Below are 19,827 nucleotides of genomic sequence, written 5' to 3' on the forward strand. Positions count from 1 at the left end.
GCCGCCTCGGCGGGGGACTGAGGAGCCTTCGACGTGCCTGAGAATGCGCATATGAGTGCACAGGTGGCCTGTGTTCTGCAAGGATGGGGTCAGAGTCTGTCGGGATCCGTCCCGCGCGGACACGGAAACACTGTTAGCTTTTCCCCGAGATCGACTGGAGTCAGCGATGAGTTCGCCGCAGCATCCAACCGGGTCCGGGCCACAGCCGTGGCAGGATCAGCCCCCGCAATACCCGGGCCAGAACGCGCAGCAGCCCGGTGGTCAGCCGCCGGCCTACGGTTCGGGACCGGGACAGTTCGGTTCGGCGCCCGGACCGGCCTATGGTTCCGCACCGGCACCCTACGGTTCGGCACCGGGACAGTCCGCCGCACAAGGTCCCTACGGTTCGGCCCGGGCCCAGTACGGTTCGGGACCTGGCCCGTACGGTTCAGCGCCCGGACAGTACGGATCGGCGCCGGGACCCTATGGTTCGGCTCCGGGACAGGGTCAGTTCGGTCAGGCGCCTGCACCGAAGCGGAAGACCGGCCCGGGAATCCTCGGCCCGCTGACTCTGCGCGACCTCTTCCTTCTGTTCGCTGGTCTGCTCGCCTTCATCGCGCTGTTCGTGCCTTACCGGGGTTACAGCTACGGCGTCGGCAGTGAGACGGTCACTCTGTGGCATTGGAACGTTGCGGATATGGGCGCGCTCGTATTCGGAGTGCTCACGATTCTGCTCATCGTGGCGGCCGTGCTCGTCAACAAGCTCGGCAACAGCCGACTGCGGGTCGGATCGCTCAGCCTCGACCAATTCATCTCCGTGCTCTCGGCAATCGCCTTCACCTATGTGTTCGTCGATCTGCTCACTTCGGCGGTCTACTGGCATGTGGGCTCGTACCTGACATTCTTCGCCGGCCTCATCGCGTTCTTCGCCGGAGTGTTCACGATGCTGCCGTTCTTCGCCAAGGAATTCGCTGGCCGCGAGGACATCGAAACCCATGCGAAGGCCCGCCCCGTCACCAAGCACACCCAACATCCGGCACCCGTGGCCAATGTGCCCGGTGCTGCCGGCCCGGGCGCCGGTGCACCCGGATTCGCACCTTACGGAGCCGATCCGGCCGGTGCGGGACAGGCGGGACCCGGTCAGCAGGACCAGTTCGGTCAGCCGCGTCCGTTCGGTGCTTCGGAACAGCAGGATCAGTTCGCCGCTCCCGCCCAGCAGGATCAGTCCGCCGACCAGCAGAACCAGCCCAGCCCCTACGCTCCGCCGCAGGAGCAGGATTCCGAGCGTTCGGCCAGCTCGTTCGCCGCACCCGCTGCTGCAGGCACCTCGGACGCGGGAGCTGCGCCCGCATCCGCAGACGTGGCATCTGATCAGGCCGACGGACCGGTGCACAGCACCGGTGACGGACAGACCTATCTGGGTCGTCACGATTCGGACGCCCTGCAGCATTCGCAGAGCGAACCGACTCAGGCATTCGGTGTCGGAGCCGGCCAGCCGCAGACCGATGCGACCGGATACCAGACCGCAGCTGCGGGAAGCCAGACTGCTGAGTCGGACAGCCAGCCTGCCGCGTCTGACGCCCGCTCCACGCAGTCAGATGACGAGTCCCACTCGGGTGCCGCGGCCGCTGCCGCAGGTGCCGGAGTGATCGGTGCCGGTGCTGCCGGTGTCGCCGCCGCGCATTCGGATTCCGAACGTCGTCGTGGCCGCCACGCCGCTCCCGAATCGGAGTCCGCAGCGGAACCGACGTCTGGTGCGGAATCGACTCCCGATGCGGAATCAACTGACACCGGGTCGGCGGCTCAGACGAATGAGGCGAAAGACGACACGTCCGCGGATGGGTCCACGGCCGCCTCGGCGACGTCGGACGAGACCCCCGCAGTGGTATCACCGGCCGAGAGCAGCGACCTGGTCTCCAAGGTCAACGCCAAATCGTCCGACACGAATGCCGCCGAAGGTGCGAACGTCACCGGCGCGAACTCGGCCGCACAGTCCTCGACCGATGCTGGTCAGGCCTCAACAGGGAACGGATCAGACGATGCGGCGTCGGCAGACGCGGCGTCGAACGCTTCGCCATCGGATTCCCCGGCATCGACCCACGGGACCACGGCGCAGGGTCAGGACGACGACGCCAACATCCGCTCCACCGAAGCCACCGTCGTCAGCACCCCGGCCGACGACAATGTCGTGCCAGACGGCGAAGCCGCGTCAGATGGCAAGACGCGCGCGGACGACGATGAACAGGCGACCGCTGTGATGGAGCCGGCAGTCAACTCGGAGCGGACCACCGCTCCCGAAAGCGAAGAACCGACTCAGTACGTCCCCGTGGCCGACTACGCCAACCGGCCGGAGACCGACGGTCGCGCTGACAGGTCGAACGACGAGACAATGGCACAGACGGCCGTCGACAACCAGCCGGTGCCCGCCGATGCGGGGCAGAACAGGTACGGTGATGCGCCGAACGACGGACGGAACGCCGATCAGGACAACGGTCAGGCTGAGAACCAGGGCGGTGGACGCCCCATCATCCAGGCCTTCTGGTTCGCCGTTCCCGAACCGCGCGAAGCCGTGGACGAGACCACCGGGATGCCGGTGTTCACGATCTACCCCGGCGACTGGTACCTCAGCCTCGAAGACAACGGATCCTGGTTCAAGGTCCGCGACTCCGACGGCAGCACCACTGGCATCCTGCGCAATATCGAAGGAATCCAGCGCGGCTGAGCCGACTGGAATCCACTCACGCGTCAACGCTGTGGACAGACCTCGGTCGAATCGGTGCCTACCGGCACCACATGATGTGATCGGCCGGTCGGACCACCGCGGCTGACGTGGACGGAGGCCGCCGACTGCTGCCAGGGGCGCCTCCTGTGACTCAACCTCACAGGAGGCGCCCCTTCGTCGTCCCATCCACAGGGTGGCACTCCGGTCTGGCAGGTGACAGCCGGGCCGATCCAGGCTCGGTGCATGCAGGTAGCCCTCATCACCGACCTCGGAGCGATCACCGAAGAATGCGCTCGAGTGGCCGAAAGCATCGGCATCTCACTGACCGTCCTGCCTCCCGACTCCGGAGGCTGGCAGTCCGCGTCGCTCATCCTCCTCGGCGAAGACGTCCGCGAAGCCCCCGCCACCGACCGGGCAGACACGATCCTCGTCGTCCTCGACGACGACGAGCCCTCCTCGACCTGGGCGAAGGCCGCCCACCTCGGCGTCGACCAGCTCGCCGTGCTGCCTGCTGCTGCGGAATGGCTGAGTGGGCGGATGATCGCTGCTGTCGAACCGCCGACGGCACCCGGGACCACGGTCGGCGTCGTCGCCGGGTGCGGGGGAGCCGGAGCCTCCGTGCTCGCCTGCGCACTCGCCCGGCGGGCCGGAGCCGATCACAGCACCGTCCTCGTCGACGCGGACCCGCTCGGCGGGGGACTCGACCTCGTCCTCGGTGCCGAGCAGGCGCCCGGTCCCCGGTGGACCGACCTCAGTGCTTCCCGCGGACAGCTGCGCCCCTCGACCCTGGCCGAAGCGCTGCCCCGCCACGACGGCCTCGCCCTTCTGTCCTGGGGGCGAGACGACACCGTCGACCTCGACCCGGACGTCTTCGACGACTTCCTCGCCGCGGCCGGTCAGGCCTTCGACCTCGTCATCGTCGATCTGCCCCGCCACGCCCCACCCCAGTGGACCCGGCGCTGCCATCATGTCCTCCTCGTCTCCCCGGCCCGGGTCAGATCCGCCGTCGCCTCCTCCCAAGTGGCCAAGCGGCTCTCCCAAGCCCACCCGGATGTGCGCCTCGTCGTCCGTGAAACCGGGGCCGGCGGGCTCGACGCCGACCTCCTCGCCGATTCCATCGGGCTGAGCCTCGCCGGAAGCATCCGCGACGATCGGGGCCTGTCCGCCGCCGTCGACCGCGGCGAGGGAATCCCGGGTGGCGCGCACCTCGGCCGCCTTGTCGAACGGTTGCTGGGGGAGTGGGTGGAATGAGCGAATGGCTCGACGCCTCGCTCGTCGCCGATGTCCGCAAAACGCTGCTCGACAATCCTGGACCGGTGACCACGGCCGCCGTCGCCGAGGCGGTCCAGCGCACCGGTCGCGTGCTCGGTTCCGCCGCCCTGCTCGAACTCGTCACCCGGCTGTCCGCGCAGCTGTCCGGGGCCGGGCCCCTGCAGTCCGTGCTCGAGGTGCCCGGCACCACGGACGTGTTCGTCAACGGGCCGCGTGGGATCTTCGCCGACACCGGAGACGGTCCCCGGCTGCTCGATCTGACCTTGGGGTCCGAAGAGGACGTGCGGTCCTTGGCGGTGCGGTTGGCCGCCCTCGGCGGGCGCCGCCTCGACGACTCTTCCCCCTATGTCGACGTGCGCCTGCCCGACGGGGTGCGGATGAACGCGATCGTCCCACCGATCTCCGGGGAGACGACGACGATCAGCTTCCGCGTACCCAAACGGGCCGGATTCCCCTATTCTCAGCTCTGCGCGGAAGGGTTCGTTCCCGATGAGATCAGCCCCCTCGTCTCCGAGGCGGTCACTTCACGAGCGAACATCCTCGTCTCCGGCGGAACGGGCACGGGAAAGACCGTCCTCCTCGGCGCTCTGCTGTCGCTGGTCGAACCGATCCACCGCATCGTCATCGTCGAGGACTCCCGTGAGCTCATCGTCACCCACCCGCACACCGTGCAGCTCGCCGCGCGTCAGGCCAACGTCGAAGGCGGCGGCGAAGTGACCCTGACCGACCTCGTGCGCAACGCCCTGCGGATGCGGCCCGATCGCCTCGTCGTCGGGGAATGCCGCGGTGCCGAGGTCCGGGACATGCTCACGGCCCTCAACACCGGGCACGAGGGTGGGTGTGCGACGATCCACGCGAACACCGCCGAGGCTGTGCCCAGCCGCGTGGCCGCGCTCGGTGCGCTGGCGCAGATGAGTCCGGACGCCGTCTATTCGCAGTTCTCCACCGCCATCGACCTCGTCATCCATCTGCGCCGCACGGGTTCCGAGCGGGGAGTCACGGAGCTGGCGATCCCGACGAGGACCGGGTCCGAGGGAGTGGTGATGGAACCGGTGTGGGGTCGCCCATCGCCGTCGACGGCCGGCACTGTCAATCGGCGTGCCCTGGCCCGGTTCGAAGCCGTGCTCGAACAGAAGTCCGCGCAATGATCGTCGTCACCGCCGTCCTCATCGCGGCCGGGATCATCCTCGCCGCGCCCCCGGATCCGGGCTCCAGGCTGCGCGAGCTCTTGCCCCGTGGCGAGGGCGGTGAATCGGTGCGGAAAGGGGTGCGTGCCTTCTTTCGCCGAGGCGGTCACATCACCGATGATCAGGCAGAACGGCTGTGGGCGATCGCCGCCGTGGAGAACTGCGCCCACCTGCTCAAGGTGGGGATGACCCCGCAGGCGGTGATGAGCACTCTGAGTCGCCGCAACGATGCCCTGACCCCGATCTCACGAGCCATCTCCCTGGGTGAGGAACCCGGACGCGCCATCGCCACCCGCAGCTCCGGACTGTCGGAGACCGCCGCTCACGTGCTGTCGGGAATGGCCGCTGTGTGGACGGTGTCCGAACGCTCCGGAGCACCTGCCGCGGAGATGATCCTCCGGTATGCGGCAGCGCAGAGAGACGCCCTCGATGCCGAACGCGAACGCCGCATCGCCATGGCCGGACCGAGGTCGACGGTGCGGGTGCTCAGCTGGCTGCCGCTCATCGGCGTCGGTCTCGGCCTGCTCATCGGCGTCCGCCCTTTGGAACTCATCACCGGACTGCCGGGACAGCTGAGCATCGGTGCCGGCCTCCTCCTGTACGGGGCCGGCCGGTGGTGGATGCGGACGATGATGCTCAGGGCACAGAGATGACCATGCTGATTGTGCTCATCGGTGTCTGCGTCGGACTCGGTGTGCTCCTGTGGTCCGGACCGACTCGCGGGAGACTGCAGAGCCTCCTCGGCGAGGGCCGAACCGTTCCCACCGACACCGAGGCGGCCGCTGGGGAAGCGGGAACGCCGGAGTCGGGGACAGCAGGAGCGGTGGCCGATGATCAGCTGGCGTTCGACCTCGACCTTGTGGCGATCTGCCTGACCTCCGGTCTGCCGATTTCCGCGGCGCTGACCCTGACCGCCGAGGCGACCGACGACCGGTCGGGCCTGCAGAGGATCGCTCGTGCGATGACGATCGGAGGGCGCAGGCTCGCCGACGACGATCGTCTGCTGCCGGTGCTCGAGGTCTTCGAGTTCTCCGAACACACCGGAGTCGGCCCGGCACCTCTCATCGAGTCAGTGGCCGAGGAGCTGCGGGCTTCGTCCCGTCGGCGTCGGCAGGAGGCGGCCGCCTCGCTGGGTGTGCAGCTGGTGCTGCCCTTGGGCGTGTGCATTCTGCCGGCGTTCCTGCTGCTGTCTGTCGTTCCGGTCGTCATCTCACTGCTGACCGACCTCACGACCGTGTTCTTCTGAAGTGGTGACCGGGTTTTCAGACTCGACCGATAGGCTCGGGACATGGCACCGGTCACACCTTTCAATCAGCTGTCCAATGTCGAACAAGCCGAGGACTACGCCGAGAATCTCTTCGTCGGTCGATCCGTGCGTCTGCGGCCGCTGAGGGAGGATGATCTGCCGTACCTCGAACAGTGGTGGTTCGATCCCTCGATCGTGGTCCTGCAGAATCACACGGTTCTGCCGCGGCCCGAAGGGGGTGTGTCCGAGCAGTTCTCGCAGTGGAGCGCGAACACCTCGAGCGAAGCAGTCGGCTTCAGCATCGAACTGACCGAAACCGAAGAGTTCGTCGGCCATGTCACCCTCTACGGACGCAATCCCATCAACCAGTCCGCCACTCTGGCGATCGTCCTCGGCCCTGAATTCCACGGCCGCGGATACGGCTCGGACGCCGTGCGACTGGCCGTGAAATACGGGTTCCTCCAATTGGGACTCAACCGCATCGAGCTGCAGACCTGGGCGTTCAACACCCGTGGAATCGCCTCCTATACGAAAGCCGGATTCGTCGAAGAAGGCCGTCGACGAGAAGCCGTATTCTTCAACGGCCGGCGCCACGACGAAGTCATCATGGCCATCCTCAGAGACGACTGGGCCGGCAACAGCTGAGGCGCCCCCGCCACTGACTCGCACGCCGTTTCCTGTGGGCGGCGCCTCCACTCACACAACTTGAGCCTGTGGATGCAGAACCCGTTTCCACAGGCGCGAATCCGGCCCTGGACACGGCAGCATGCCGACTCCCAGGCTGAAGGTCCGCTCGCAGAGTGCGAACGGGGTTTCAGCCAAGGAGGAGAGCATGGCCACCACATCACCGTCCCCGGAGATCGAGGACCCGCCCACCGGGCACGTAGAACCGCTCGAGGACCACAGCGAGATCGAACAGTTCTGGGAACCCGACGCCGGAGCGACCACAGCCGAATATGCGATCACCACTCTGGCTGCGTGCGGATTCGCCGCACTGCTCGTCGTGGTCCTCAAATCCGAACCGATCAAGGAACTCATCACGGGGGTCATCTCCTCGGCGCTCGGCCTGGGAAGCTGAACCGTCATGGCACGCGGACGCTCCCGTCAGCGGCAGCGAGGATGGGATCGGGATGCGGGAACGGCGACGGCGGAATTCGCCGTCGTCATGCCGGCGGTCGTTCTTCTCATCGTGCTGCTCGCGGGAGCCGCCGCTGTCGGGTTCTCCCAGCTGCGAGCCTTCGACGCGGCACGGTCCGCGGCCCGTGAGATCGCCCGCGGCGAACCACAGGCCGCCGTCGTGTCCGAAGCGAAGAGGCACGCCGGTGACTCATCCTCGGTCCGCGTTCGAGCCGACGGCGGATACTCGGTCGTCACGGTTACGATCGAACTGCCGGCCGCGATCTTCTTCCTCGACACCGTCGACGCGAATGCCACTGCTCGATTCGAAGGGGACAGAGGAGGACCGTCATGACGAACATCGTCGTGGGACTCTGCTCGATCGTGCTCGTCCTCGTCACCGCCATCGGCAGCCTCGGCCAGGCCTTCGTCGCCCACAGTCGGGCACAGAGCGCCGCGGATCTGGCGGCGCTCGCCGCCGCAGACGCCGTGCGCGGACTGGCCACAGGGGAACCGTGTGAGACGGCGAAGGAGGTCGCGATTCGCAACGGCGGTCACCTCAAGGACTGCCGTGCCTCATTGAGTGAGCAATCGGCCTATGTCGTCGTCGAAGTCGACATCCCGGGGCCTCTGCCGAAGGTCAGAGAGGAGGCCGTCGCCGGGAAATGAAACTCACCACCAGGGCAGCCGCTACCTGAGCACGGTGCGCAGCAGCCGCAGCGCAGCGTCCTTCTCCAACGGTTCGTTGCCGTTGCCGCACTTCGGCGACTGCACACACGACGGACAGCCGTCGACGCACTCACATGCGGCGATGGCGTCCCTGGTCGCCCCCAGCCAGTCTTCGATGACCTCGCTGCCGCGCTCGGCGAAACCGGCACCACCAGCCAGACCGTCATAGACGAACACCGTCGCCAGTCCGGTGTCGGCATGCAGCGCCGTCGACACTCCGCCGATATCCCAGCGGTCACAGCCGGCGAAGAGAGGCAGCAGACCGATCGAGGCATGCTCGGCGGCATGAACGGCTCCGGGCAGGTCTCCGGAGACGACTTCGGCCTCGTCGAGAACGCTCTGCGGAATCGTCCACCACACGGCCTTCGTTCGCAGCGTGCGCTCCGGCAGGTCGAGCTCGTGTTCGGCGATGATCGCTCCACCGCGCTTGGCCCGCATCCGATAGGCGACGACCTGATCCTTGACGTCGACGGTGCCGCTGCACACAGCCACCCCGGAGGGCAGAACCCGCTGCGCATCGGTGTCGACGATCGAGATCTCCGTCTGCGAGCGCGGTTGGGTCGTATAGTCGACCTGGGCGCGTTCGACGGCGACGATCCGGTCCTCGAGGTCGAGATCGAGGACGGTGAAGTCGATTCCCTGATGCGTGTACACAGCGCCCGGATGGGCTCCCGTATGTGCACCTGATTCGTCGACCGTGCCCAGCAGAGTGCCGGTGCTCGCTTCGACCAGGCTGAATTGACCGCCGCCGGAACCGCGGATATCGGACAGGTCGGTCGCCGGTTGGTCTTTTGCCCAGAACCATCCGGTCGGCCGTGCCCGCAGCATCTTCCGTTCCACGAGATCGTCGATGACTTCGGACGAATCGTCCGGGAAGTGCACGAGGTCGGCTGACTTCAGCGGCACCTCGGCGGCGGCCGCACACAGGTGACCGGAGAGCACGTGCGGATTGCCCGGATGGATGACGCCGGCGTCGACGGGGGAGTCGAAGATGACTTCGGGGTGATGGACGACGAAGGTATCGAGCGGATCATCGCGGGCGATGAACACCGCCATCCACCGCTGCCCGGCTCTGCCCGCGCGGCCTGCCTGCTGCCACAAGGAGGCCAGGGTTCCCGGCCAGCCGGAGATGATGACGAGGTCGAGTCCGGAGATGTCGATGCCCAACTCCAGAGCATTCGTCGACGCCACGGCCAGCAGCTGACCCGACCGCAGAGCCGTCTCGAGCATCCTGCGCTCTTCGGCCAGATACCCGCCCCGGTATGCCGCGACCTTGCCGGTCAGGGTCTCATCCACCTGACCCACCTGGTCTCGGACCGTCTGCGCCAGGGCTTCGGTGCCTCGGCGTGAGGCGATGAACGTGATCGATCGAAAACCTGCGCACATCGAATCGGTGATGACATCGGCGGCCTCGACCAGACCGCTGCGCCGGTCCCCGCCCGGTGACACAGGAGGCTCCCACAAGGCGAAGCTGCCGGCCGCGCGTGGGGACGAGTCCTCGGTCACCGCGTGTGCGGGCCGCCCGGTCAGCTTCGCAAAGGCCACGTCCGGGTCCGCCATCGTCGCCGAGGCTCCGATGACGACCGGGGCCGCTCCGTAGTGGGCGGCGATGCGCAGCAGGCGGCGCAGGATGAGTGCGACGTGGGAGCCGAACACTCCGCGGTAGCGGTGGGCCTCATCGATGACGATGAAGCGCAGGTTCTTGAACATTCGGGCGAAGCGCTCGTGCTGGGGCAGAATGCTGCGGTGGAGCATGTCCGGGTTGGTGAAGATGATGTTCGCATGCCGTCTCGCCCAGTCCTTCGAGACCTGCGAAGTGTCCCCGTCATAGCTGGCCGGGCGCATGCCCTGGATGACGAATCGTTCGAGTTTGGCCAGCTGATCGGCGGCCAGCGCCTTTGTCGGAGCGATGTAGATCGCCGAGGCGGTGCGCAGCTTTCCGCGAGTCGATTGGATCGCTTCGAGCACCGGCAGCCAGAATCCCAACGACTTGCCCGATGCGGTGGGGGTGGCGATGACGACATCGGAACCGTCCCTGGCCGTCTGCGCCGCCTCGAGCTGGTGCTGCCACAGAGCGTCGACGCCGATGGAATGACATGCGTGCTTGAGTTCCTCGTCGATCCAGTCCGGCCACTCGGCATCCCGTTCGAAACGCTGCGGGATATCGCGGACATGGACGATCCGCTCATCCCGGGCACCGAAACCGGTGACGATGTCGAGAAGAGCAGAGGAGGCCATGAGTCAATTATGGCGCAGTCGCTAGGATTCTTCTGTGACTGATCTGCCGTTGGCCCACCTGGGCGAGACCCTCTACCGTTCCGGATACACCGAACCACGGCTGCGCCAGTTCTGGGGTGGTCCGACCTCGGAGGCGCTGCTGCGCAACAACGCCGCACCCGCCATCCACCACTGCGCCCGGACGCTGGCGGACCAGTCGTCGTCGACGGCCGCCGACCGGGCCATGGCCAGCGCAGCGCTGCTCTTCCACTTCCACCGCACAGTCCCGGTCGCCCAGGCCCGAGCCCTGCTGGGGGAGTCCTTCGACACCGCCACCGATGCGGGGCTGATCACCGTGGACGACGACGAGGTGACCGCACCCTTCGCCCTGACCCCCTATGAACTTCCCGTCGGTGTTCCCCGCGGCTTCCGTCCCGGGGACGAGAACCTCTACCTCGTGGCCGACCACGGCACCCTGACCACACCGGATGTCCTCGACGGAGAGTTCGTGCTCGGACTCGGCGGAGCCGGCCGGACACTGGTGTCGATCACCCCGCGCGACCACGTCGGTGTGGCCGCCGACATCGGCACCGGCTGCGGAATCCAAGCATTGCTGCTGGCCCGTCACAGCGACCGAGTCATCGCCACCGACATCTCCCACCGAGCCCTGCGTCTGGCCGAACTCTCGGCCGGACTCAACGGCGTGACGACGATCGAATTCCGGCACGGCTCGCTTCTCGAACCATTGAACGAACCCGTGGATCTGCTCGTGTCGAATCCGCCGTTCGTCATCACCCCGCGCAGCACGGACACCACCTTCGAATACCGAGACGGCGGAATGACCGGGGACGGACTCGTTCGGGAGCTCTTCACCCGGATCCCCGAGAACCTCACCCCGGGCGGACGCAGCGTCTGCCTCGGAAACTGGGAAGCCGCCTCGGGGAAGGATGAAGGACCGGAGACCTGGGTCGACGATGACGACACGTCCGTATTCGTCATCGAACGGGAGGCTCTCGACCCCATCGCCTATGCGGAGACGTGGATCCGCGACGGCGGGATCGTTCGTGCCAGCACCGCCTGGAACGACGCAGTCGCCGCTTGGCTCGACGACTTCGCCACCAGAGCTGTGGACGAAGTCGTCTTCGGGTACGTGCTGATGGCGAAGTCCGATAACGATGTGCCAACGATTGATACCGGAGATGCCGCGGTCGGCGACGCCGCCTCGGACGTCGACCGCGGACCGTCGGGGACGGCCGAGGGAGTATTCAAGACCCGGGTCAGAGTCACCTCGGCGCCGGCGAACAATCCGCACGGACTCGCAGAGTTCCTCACCACGATCATCGCGATCCGGTCGTGGCTGGCAGCGGCGGGACCGGAGGAAATCGCCGCGACCGCTTTCACCCGCTCACCCGACCTCGTCGAACATCGCCACTACGTTCCCGGAGCGCCGGAACCCAATTCGATCACCTTGGAACAGGGGATCGGCTTCGGGCAGGTCTTCGACCTCGATACTGCACTGGCCGGATTCGTGTCCGTCGCGGATGGGTCGCTGACCCTGCGACAGACGGCCGGGGCCTTGGCCCAGCTTCTCGAGGTCGATCCCACGGCACTGGAAGACCAGCTCGTCGCGCAGGTCAGAGCCCTGTGCGCGGCGGGTGCACTGCTGCCCGACAGCGGTGATTTCGGGAGCTCGGCGACTGGGACGTCGGCGGAATAGGGATAGGATCGGAAACCGTTGACCCCGTGTCCGAGCCGAGATCGGACGAGATCCGGGCAGCATCCGGGCCGCAAGTGCCGATGAGGAACGTGTCCGTTCAACAGTGTTACATTGGGCCGGATCGTCCGTTGCAGCGGGCAGCTGATGCCGTGAGAGGAATGTGAAAGCGTGACCACAACCGAGAAGAAGCCCCGTCGCCTCGTCATCGTCGAGTCTCCGACGAAGGCGCGAACGATTGTGGGATACCTCGGCGACGGTTATGACGTCGAGGCCTCCGTCGGTCATATCCGCGACCTGCCCACCCCTTCGGAGCTGCCCGCCGACATGAAGAAGGGGCCGTACGGAAAGTTCGCTGTCGACGTCGACAACAACTTCGATCCCTACTATCGGATCGATCCGGGCAAGAAGAAGAAGGTCACCGAACTCAAGCGTCTGCTCAAGGACGCCGACGAGCTCTATCTGGCAACGGATGAGGACCGCGAGGGAGAGGCCATCGCCTGGCATCTGCTCGAAGTCCTCAAACCGAAGATTCCGGTCAAGCGCATGGTCTTCCACGAGATCACGCCTGAGGCGATCGAACGGGCCCTGGAGAACACGCGCGATATCGACGCTTCGCTCGTCGACGCGCAGGAGACCCGCCGCATCCTCGACCGTCTCTACGGCTACGAGGTCTCACCCGTGCTGTGGCGCAAGATCCGCGCCGGGCTCTCGGCCGGACGTGTCCAGTCGGTTGCCACCCGGCTCGTCGTCGAACGCGAACGCGAACGCATGGCCTTCGTGCCTGCAGACTACTGGGACCTCGACATCGATCTCGGTCTGCCGGACGGGACCAGCCCGTTCGCCGCGAACCTCACCACCCTCGACGGATCGCGGGTGGCCAGCGGCCGTGACTTCAACGACAAGGGCGAGCTGAAGAACACCTCGGCGACGATCGTCGACCAGGCACGAGCGGAGTCGTTGGCCACAGAGCTTAACGGCAGCGCCAAGGATGCGCTGACGGTGACCGCGGTGGAGTCGAAGCCCTACTCCCGCCGCCCGGCCGCACCGTTCACGACCTCGACCCTGCAACAGGAAGCCGGTCGCAAACTGCGCATGAGCGCTCGTCAGGCCATGCGCACCGCGCAGTCGCTGTACGAGCACGGCTACATCACCTATATGCGTACCGACTCCTCGGCGCTGTCGGGGCAGGCCATCGCCGCCGCCCGCAAGCAGGTGACCGAACTCTACGGTCCCGAATTCGTTCCGCAGTCGCCGCGCCAGTACGCGAGCAAGCAGAAATCGGCTCAGGAGGCCCACGAGGCGATCCGCCCCGCCGGTGACTCCTTCCGCACCCCGGCACAGGTGTCCAAGCAGCTGAACGGCGACGAGTTCCGTCTCTACGACCTCATCTGGAAGCGCACCGTCGCCAGCCAGATGGCCGACGCGAAGGGCAAGACCGCGACCATCAAGGTCAGCGCTGCCCTCGCCGACGGCCACGAGGCCGGTTTCAGCGCCAGCGGCACCGTCATCACCTTCCGCGGATTCCTCGCCGCCTATGAAGAAGGTCAGGACGCTTCGCGCTACGACACGAAGTCCGGAGAGTCGCGACTGCCGCAGGTCGAAGAGGGCCAGTCGCTGTCGGTCGTCAAGGCCGAAGCCGACGGCCACACCACCGCTCCGCCGCCGCGCTTCACCGAAGCCAGCCTGGTCAAGCAGCTCGAAGAGCTCGGCATCGGCCGACCCTCGACCTATGCTGCGACGATCTCCGTCATCCAGGACCGCGGCTATGTGACCACTCGCGGCAATGCGTTGGTGCCCAGCTGGTTGGCGTTCTCCGTCGTCCGCCTGCTCGAAGAGCACTTCACCGGTCTGGTCGACTATGCGTTCACCGCTGACCTCGAATCCGAACTCGACCGGATCGCGATGGGCGACGAGGATCGCAACGACTGGTTGGCCGGCTTCTACTTCGGTGACAAGGACCAGGGCCGTGAAGGTCTCAAGGCGATCGTCGACGACCTCGGCGATATCGATGCCCGCGAGGTCAACACCGTCGCCATCAGCGAGGGTGTGAACCTGCGAGTGGGCCGCTACGGCCCCTACCTCGAGGTTGCTGCGGAGAAGGACGGAGAGGACCCGAAGCGGGTCTCCGTCCCCGACGATCTGGCACCCGATGAACTGACCGCGGCGAAGGCGGCCGAACTCATCGAATCCCAGGGCGACGGCGACCGCGAGCTCGGCGTCGACCCGGAGACCGGACACACCATCGTGGCGAAGAACGGTCGTTTCGGACCGTATGTCTCCGAGGTGCTGCCCGAGCCCGAAGAGAAGCCGAAGCGGGGCGCGAAGAAGCCGAAGCCGCGCACCGGTTCCCTGTTCAAATCGATGGATCTGAACTCCATCGACCTCGAAACCGCGCTCAAGCTGCTCAGCTTGCCGCGCGTGGTCGGTCAGGACGAAGAGGGCACGGACATCACCGCACAGAACGGCCGCTACGGGCCGTACCTGAAGAAGGGAACCGACTCCCGCTCCCTGACCGATGAGGAGCAGATCTTCAACATCACCCTCGAGGAGGCGCTGAAGATCTACTCCGAGCCGAAGCAGCGCGGCGGCCGACGTGCCGCGGCACCGCTGAAGGAACTCGGCGAGGACCCGGAGACGAAGAAGCCCGTCGTCGTCAAGGACGGTCGCTTCGGCCCGTATGTCACCGACGGTGAGACGAACGCGACCCTGCGCAAGGACGACTCCGTCGAAGCCGTGACGCTCGAACGCGCCGCGACTCTGCTCGCTGAGAAGCGCGCGAAGGGACCGGCGAAGAAGAAAGCTCCGGCGAAGAAGGCCCCCGCCAAGAAGACGACTGCGAAGAAGACGACGGCAGCCAAGACGACAGCCGCGAAGAAGACCACCGCGTCGAAATCAACAGCGTCGAAGTCCACCGCAGCGAAGAAGACGACGGCAGCCAAGACGACTGCGTCGAAGTCCACGGCGTCCAAGACGACAGCGGCGAAGAAGACGAACACGGCCAAACCGAAGACTCCCTGAGTCGACGTCCGCCGAGTCCGCGGCGTTCACCTGTCACTGCTTTCGCCACCTGCCTGATGGTCCAGACAGGTGGCGGAAGACGCTTCTTGTCCTGTGGCCAGTGATACCCCGTGGCCCGTGATTGTTGGGTCGATCCACGGTGATCTCGACGTCGAAAACACCGGGGATCGACCCAACAATTGCCGATTGCCGATACCGGCCACGTACTCCAGTGCTTCTGGGTCGAGGCCAGCAGTGCCTCAGGGGCGAGGTCAGCCGCGCGACGAATCTGCGAAGTCGGTGAGCGCCTGACCGTCAAGACGGTAAGTCTCCCACTCGTCCTGCGGCTTCGCACCCAGCGATTCGTAGAACCCGATGGACGGGGTGTTCCATTTGAGCACGCACCATTCGAGCCGCGTCAGTCCGCGCTCCTGGCAGATCTGCGCCAACCGGCCGAGCAGCGCCTTTCCGGCTCCCGAGCCGCGATGTTCGGGCAAGACGAAGAGGTCCTCGAGCCAGATGCCGTTCCTGCCGGTCCAGGTCGAGAACGAATGGAACCAGATCGCGATGCCGATGACCTCGCCGCCCGCCTCGGCCACGAGACCGAACGTGTTCGCATGACCATCGTCGGGGAACATCACTGCCGCGAAATCCGCCTCGGTGGCCTCCACCGCATCCGGTTCCTTCTCATAGACAGCCAGCGCGCGGACAAGCCGCAGGATCTCGGGCAGATCAGAGCGTTCTGCTTCACGAATGGTGACGGTCAAGGTGTGTGCTCCCAAAGTCGTTCGGTCAAAGGAATTCAGTCTCCGCGGTTCGCGCGCTGTCCCGGCCTGTGGCGGCCACAGCTTTTGCCGACCTTACAGCCGGTGCTTGTCCGCGTGGGCGGCTACTTCGGCCAGCTCCTCGGCGGTGGGGGACAGGGGCGAATCCGGATTCGCGTCGGCGTAGTAGGCGGCGAACGCCTCGGCGACGGAATCGATCGTCACCGCCGGATGGACCTCGCTGATCGATCCGCCCGTGGACGGATCCCAGTCGATTCCGAGAGCGGCTTCGACATCGGTGAGTACCGCGCGGATCGGATCCGGGTCCTCGACGACGACGGACGACGAGAACAGCCAGGCACCGGAGACCACGCGCTGGGCGGTGCCGATCGCTTTGATCCGCCCGGCCACGTTGACACTGTGTTCGCCGGGACAGTATTCGCCGACAATCTCGCCGAGGCGGGCATCGATGCCCAGCCCGCGCAGCACCTCGACATAGTCCTGGCCGAAACCGGTGAACCGTGCGTTGGTGTTGGTGATGAATGAATCACTCGGTTCGATGTGATCGATGACCAGCGAACCCGGATGGTACGCGGCCGCACGCCCGCCGAGGCTGCGCAGCGCAGGTGTGAATCCGTGGTCCCGGGCCGCATCGATGGCGGCGGCGAACCCGGGCAGGAAACGATCCCTGGCACCGAACGCCAAGGTCGGGGCCGGTCGGTACATCCGCAGGGTCGCCCCGCGGCGTCCGGCCTTGACCGAATCGAGGAGGACGCGGGCGAATGCGAGTTCCTCCACGGGGCCCAAGCCTTCCGCCGCCACCGTGGTCATCGCCAGTGAGTCTGTGTGCACGAGTCCAAGGGTAGAGGATCGGCAGGCCCCGGTCGGGCTCGGGTTGTCGCAGATCGCACTCGTTTCCAAGAGATATGTCAGTTCGGCCAGATAGTGTAGGGCTGTGAGCATGTTGACGACTACAGGACACCGACTGCCCGGAGCCCCCGGCCGCCTGGTCACCGAGACCGCCGCCTGGGGTGCCCTGATCGTTCTTGTCGCGATCAGCTATGTCGTGGCAGGAACCAGCGGACTCGTCGCGACGGTGGGTGGTCGCGCCTTCACCGCCATGGGGGAATCTCTCAGCGCCGGAGGCTTCGACAATCAGATGGGCAGTCTGTCGCTGCTCATCGTCTTCGCCCTCTCCTGCGCCGGTCTCTTCATTCCCGCAAAGATCTTCGCCTCCCGACCGCCGGCGGTGCGCAAGACAGCTCTGAGCATCTCAGCGATCGTCGAAGCCGCACTTCTCGTCGTCCTCAGTCTGGCTCCCAGTGCCTGGCTGACGTGGGTCGCGGCCCTGTTCCTCGGCGCCGTGGTGGGTCTGCTCATGAGCATCAACCCGTTCAGACACGAGAAGCCGTGGCGCCGCGTCGGCATTCCCGCGGCCGTTCTCGTCTTCGTCTCCTGCGCCTTCCAGATCCTCGGCGGCTCCGCAGCCGGAACCCAAGCGCTCGGATGGGTGTCTCTGCTGGTGGGCATCGGCATGGCTGCCGGTTCCGTGATCATCTTCCTGACCCCCGAACGGGTTCTGCACGCGGAGTCCGCGACGACCGGGCAGTTCCCCGAACTCAAGGCCCGGGTCGCCCGTCCGGCAGAGTCGATTGCGAACCCGTGGGTGTGCATCGGCCTCTTCGCCGTCCTCGGCGCCACCTTCATGCTCGCTCAGCCGACGGCGATCGGCCACGGCTATGGTCAGGCCGGGTTCGCGGTCATCATCGCCTGCTGCCTCGTCGGATGGGCCATCGGATTCGAGATGGGGCCGACCTTCGCTCCCGGGATGTCCCGTCCGCGTGTGTCCACTTTCGCGCTGCTCGTCTCCGGTGTGCTGCTGCTGGCCACCGGCGCCATCAACGAACTCTCCGGCAAGGTCGTGCTCTCGGCCGCGATCGCGTTCCTCGTCGGCATCGGCGTGCGCGCTCAGCCCTATGACTTCTCCCGCCGCTACGGTGCCGTCGCCGGTGCCGGACTGGCGTTGGTGATCAACGCACTCGACCTCGGCGGCACGGTCGAAGTCGGCTCGAGCCCCGACTGGATCCTGGCTCCCAGCGACGTGGCGTTCCTCATCTTCGGCATCGCCGCCGTCATCGCCGGAGTCATTGGACTCTTCACCTTCGACCCGCACAGACTGCAGGGCCTGTCCGTCGACATCGTCCACGGATTCCGCCCGCCCACCCAGCCGGAGACTGCGGCCGGCGGACTCGGGAACTCGGCCGAGCGCCTCGGCGCCGGATTCTTCATCGCCATCGAAGGCGGAGATGGTTCCGGCAAGACCACACAGATCAAACGCATCTCCGCGGCTCTGGCCGATGACGGCTATCACGTGGAGGCCACTCGCGAACCCGGCGGCACCGAACTGGGCACGAAGATCCGTTCTGTTCTCTTCGACTCCGACCCGCCGAGCCCGCGCACCGAAGCCCTGCTCTTCGCCGCTGATCGTGCCCACCATGTGGCATCCCTGGTCGACCCCAGCCTCGATGCCGGAAACATCGTCATCACCGACCGGTACATCGATTCGACGATCGCCTACCAGGCAGCCGGTCGGAGCTTCGACGAGAAGACGATCCTCGCGCTGAGCCACTGGGCCACCCAGGGGCTCGTGCCCAACCTGACGATCGTCCTCGACATCGAACCCGAGGTCGCCGCCGAGCGGATGGGCAAACGCGGCGACAGCAACTACCTCGACGAGGAGAACCAGCAGTTCCACCAGCGAGTGCGCCAGACCTACTTGTCCCGTGCGCACAAGGAACTCGACCGCTACGTCGTCCTCGACGCCTCGGTCGACGCCGATGAGCTGACCGAGCAGATCCTCGCAGCAATCCGCGCTCGGCTTCCGCAGACCCTGGTCAAACGCGACACCGGCACCGAGGCGGCCCCCGCCGCAACGTCGAATGCTGAGTCCGGCAGCGGCCCGGAACGCAGCTCCGTACCGATCGCTGCCGTGGCCGCCGGAACCGTAGCGGACGACGGCGTGGTCGAGTCGGTGGAGTCAGACGACGACAAAGACGAAACACCCTCTTCCGACTCCTCCGCAGAAGTGGTCGGTGCCCGTGAGACCGAGGACGACTCTGTCGACAGCCGCAACACGGCAGACGGCTCCGCCGAGGATGACACAGACGCGGACGACACCGACGTAGGCGATACGAGCGGCGAAGACGAGATGCACGAACGTGGACCGCGTTTCGTCCCCGCCTCCGGCGATCGCTTCGTTCCCTCTGCCGTCACCGACGCCGAAGCCGAGATCTCCGGCGCCGTGCCCACCGAACGCGTCGACCTCGGAGCGGATCTGCGGGAGGACCCGACCGCCTCGGCGAGTGCGGAATCGACCGGTGCTTCCAATTCTCCGGCACCCACGGATGAGGCCGCGGATCGGGAATCGGAGAATGACGAGGAGGAACTCCCGTCGTTCCTTGAGCAGAAGGGCGCGCGCCGATCCGAAGAAGATGAGGCGACTACGGTGCTGCCGGCGCACGGGAGCACGTCCGAAGCGATCATCGATGACAGCGATGATGCCGATGGTGTGCCGACGGATCGAATCGTCGCAGATGAAGACGCGGAAACCCGGGTCGTCAATCGTGTCGATCCCGAAAATGCCGAAACCCGCGTCGTCCACCGCGCCGATTTGAGTTCCGAGGCCGGTGCGGATGACGCAATCGAGGACTTCGTCGATGCAGGGGACGCGGAGACCACGGTGCTGCCGGTCCGCAGTGCACGGGAGATGAGCCGTGAACGGCTGCAGGCTCAAGCTGAGATCGAACGGCAGGCTCGAGAGCGTCTGCGCAGGCAGCGCGAGCGCAGAACCCGTCGCTTCACCAACCCGGAGGATTCCTGAA

At 66.4% G+C, this 19,827-nt stretch carries 15 protein-coding genes; 12 read left to right on the plus strand and 3 right to left on the minus strand.

Annotated elements, in window-relative coordinates; all coding sequences use genetic code 11:
* Nucleotides 1-166: 166 nt before the first annotated feature.
* From BI49514_RS07570 to BI49514_RS07610, 9 genes are all read left to right on the plus strand, one after another.
* The gene (locus BI49514_RS07570) at nt 167-2,701 is read left to right on the plus strand and encodes a hypothetical protein (protein WP_101545715.1); all 2,535 of its coding nucleotides are present in this window, start codon (nt 167-169) and stop codon (nt 2,699-2,701) included.
* A 243-nt stretch (nt 2,702-2,944) separates the two neighbouring features.
* Nucleotides 2,945-3,952 carry a septum site-determining protein Ssd gene (gene ssd / locus BI49514_RS07575; RefSeq protein ID WP_101545716.1) on the plus strand — a complete coding sequence of 336 codons (1,008 nt, stop codon included), beginning with the start codon at nt 2,945-2,947 and terminating at the stop codon, nt 3,950-3,952.
* Nucleotides 3,949-5,121 carry a TadA family conjugal transfer-associated ATPase gene (locus BI49514_RS07580; RefSeq protein ID WP_101545719.1) on the plus strand — a complete coding sequence of 391 codons (1,173 nt, stop codon included), beginning with the start codon at nt 3,949-3,951 and terminating at the stop codon, nt 5,119-5,121. Before ssd ends, BI49514_RS07580 begins: the two co-directional genes overlap by 4 nt.
* On the plus strand, nt 5,118-5,813 hold the full coding sequence (locus tag BI49514_RS07585) for a type II secretion system F family protein (protein ID WP_101545722.1): 696 nt from the start codon (nt 5,118-5,120) through the stop codon (nt 5,811-5,813). Before BI49514_RS07580 ends, BI49514_RS07585 begins: the two co-directional genes overlap by 4 nt.
* A complete protein-coding gene (locus tag BI49514_RS07590) occupies nt 5,810-6,406 on the plus strand; it encodes a type II secretion system F family protein (RefSeq protein ID WP_244195025.1) in 597 nt (198 codons plus the stop codon). Before BI49514_RS07585 ends, BI49514_RS07590 begins: the two co-directional genes overlap by 4 nt.
* 42 nt (nt 6,407-6,448) lie before the next feature.
* Nucleotides 6,449-7,051 (plus strand): GNAT family N-acetyltransferase, encoded by a 603-nt coding sequence (locus BI49514_RS07595; protein WP_092016110.1) that lies wholly within the window; start codon nt 6,449-6,451, stop codon nt 7,049-7,051.
* A 187-nt stretch (nt 7,052-7,238) separates the two neighbouring features.
* Nucleotides 7,239-7,484 (plus strand): DUF4244 domain-containing protein, encoded by a 246-nt coding sequence (locus tag BI49514_RS07600; protein ID WP_101545723.1) that lies wholly within the window; start codon nt 7,239-7,241, stop codon nt 7,482-7,484.
* Nucleotides 7,485-7,490: 6 nt separating this feature from the next.
* Nucleotides 7,491-7,877 (plus strand): TadE family protein, encoded by a 387-nt coding sequence (locus BI49514_RS07605; RefSeq protein ID WP_101545726.1) that lies wholly within the window; start codon nt 7,491-7,493, stop codon nt 7,875-7,877.
* On the plus strand, nt 7,874-8,191 hold the full coding sequence (locus BI49514_RS07610; RefSeq protein ID WP_101545727.1) for an Rv3654c family TadE-like protein: 318 nt from the start codon (nt 7,874-7,876) through the stop codon (nt 8,189-8,191). Before BI49514_RS07605 ends, BI49514_RS07610 begins: the two co-directional genes overlap by 4 nt.
* A gap of 21 nt (nt 8,192-8,212) precedes the next feature.
* On the opposite strand, the gene BI49514_RS07615 is transcribed toward BI49514_RS07610, so the two are convergent.
* Nucleotides 8,213-10,489, minus strand: coding sequence for a DEAD/DEAH box helicase (locus tag BI49514_RS07615; RefSeq protein ID WP_101545729.1), 2,277 nt, complete (start codon nt 10,487-10,489; stop codon nt 8,213-8,215).
* A 34-nt stretch (nt 10,490-10,523) separates the two neighbouring features.
* Here BI49514_RS07615 and BI49514_RS07620 point away from each other — a divergent pair, with 34 nt between their 5' ends.
* Both BI49514_RS07620 and topA read left to right on the plus strand, forming a co-directional pair.
* A complete protein-coding gene (locus tag BI49514_RS07620; RefSeq protein WP_244195026.1) occupies nt 10,524-12,185 on the plus strand; it encodes a methyltransferase in 1,662 nt (553 codons plus the stop codon).
* 168 nt (nt 12,186-12,353) lie between these two features.
* Entirely contained in the window at nt 12,354-15,203 is a 2,850-nt protein-coding gene (gene topA / locus BI49514_RS07625) for a type I DNA topoisomerase (RefSeq protein ID WP_101545731.1), read from the plus strand.
* A 251-nt stretch (nt 15,204-15,454) separates the two neighbouring features.
* Here the strand turns inward: topA and BI49514_RS07630 are convergent, their stop codons facing one another.
* Nucleotides 15,455-15,949: a GNAT family N-acetyltransferase gene (locus BI49514_RS07630; RefSeq protein WP_101545733.1), complete on the minus strand. Its 495-nt coding sequence runs from the start codon at nt 15,947-15,949 to the stop codon at nt 15,455-15,457.
* A gap of 93 nt (nt 15,950-16,042) precedes the next feature.
* Nucleotides 16,043-16,798, minus strand: a complete 756-nt coding sequence (locus tag BI49514_RS07635) for a lipoate--protein ligase family protein (RefSeq protein ID WP_244195027.1) — start codon at nt 16,796-16,798, stop codon at nt 16,043-16,045.
* Between the two features lie 109 nt (nt 16,799-16,907).
* On the opposite strand from BI49514_RS07635, the gene tmk reads away from it, so the two are divergent.
* Nucleotides 16,908-19,826, plus strand: a complete 2,919-nt coding sequence (tmk, locus tag BI49514_RS07640) for a dTMP kinase (protein ID WP_101545890.1) — start codon at nt 16,908-16,910, stop codon at nt 19,824-19,826.
* Nucleotide 19,827 lies beyond the last annotated feature (1 nt).

It is taken from the genome of Brevibacterium iodinum ATCC 49514 (assembly GCF_900169265.1).
In the GTDB taxonomy this organism is placed as follows: domain Bacteria; phylum Actinomycetota; class Actinomycetes; order Actinomycetales; family Brevibacteriaceae; genus Brevibacterium; species Brevibacterium iodinum.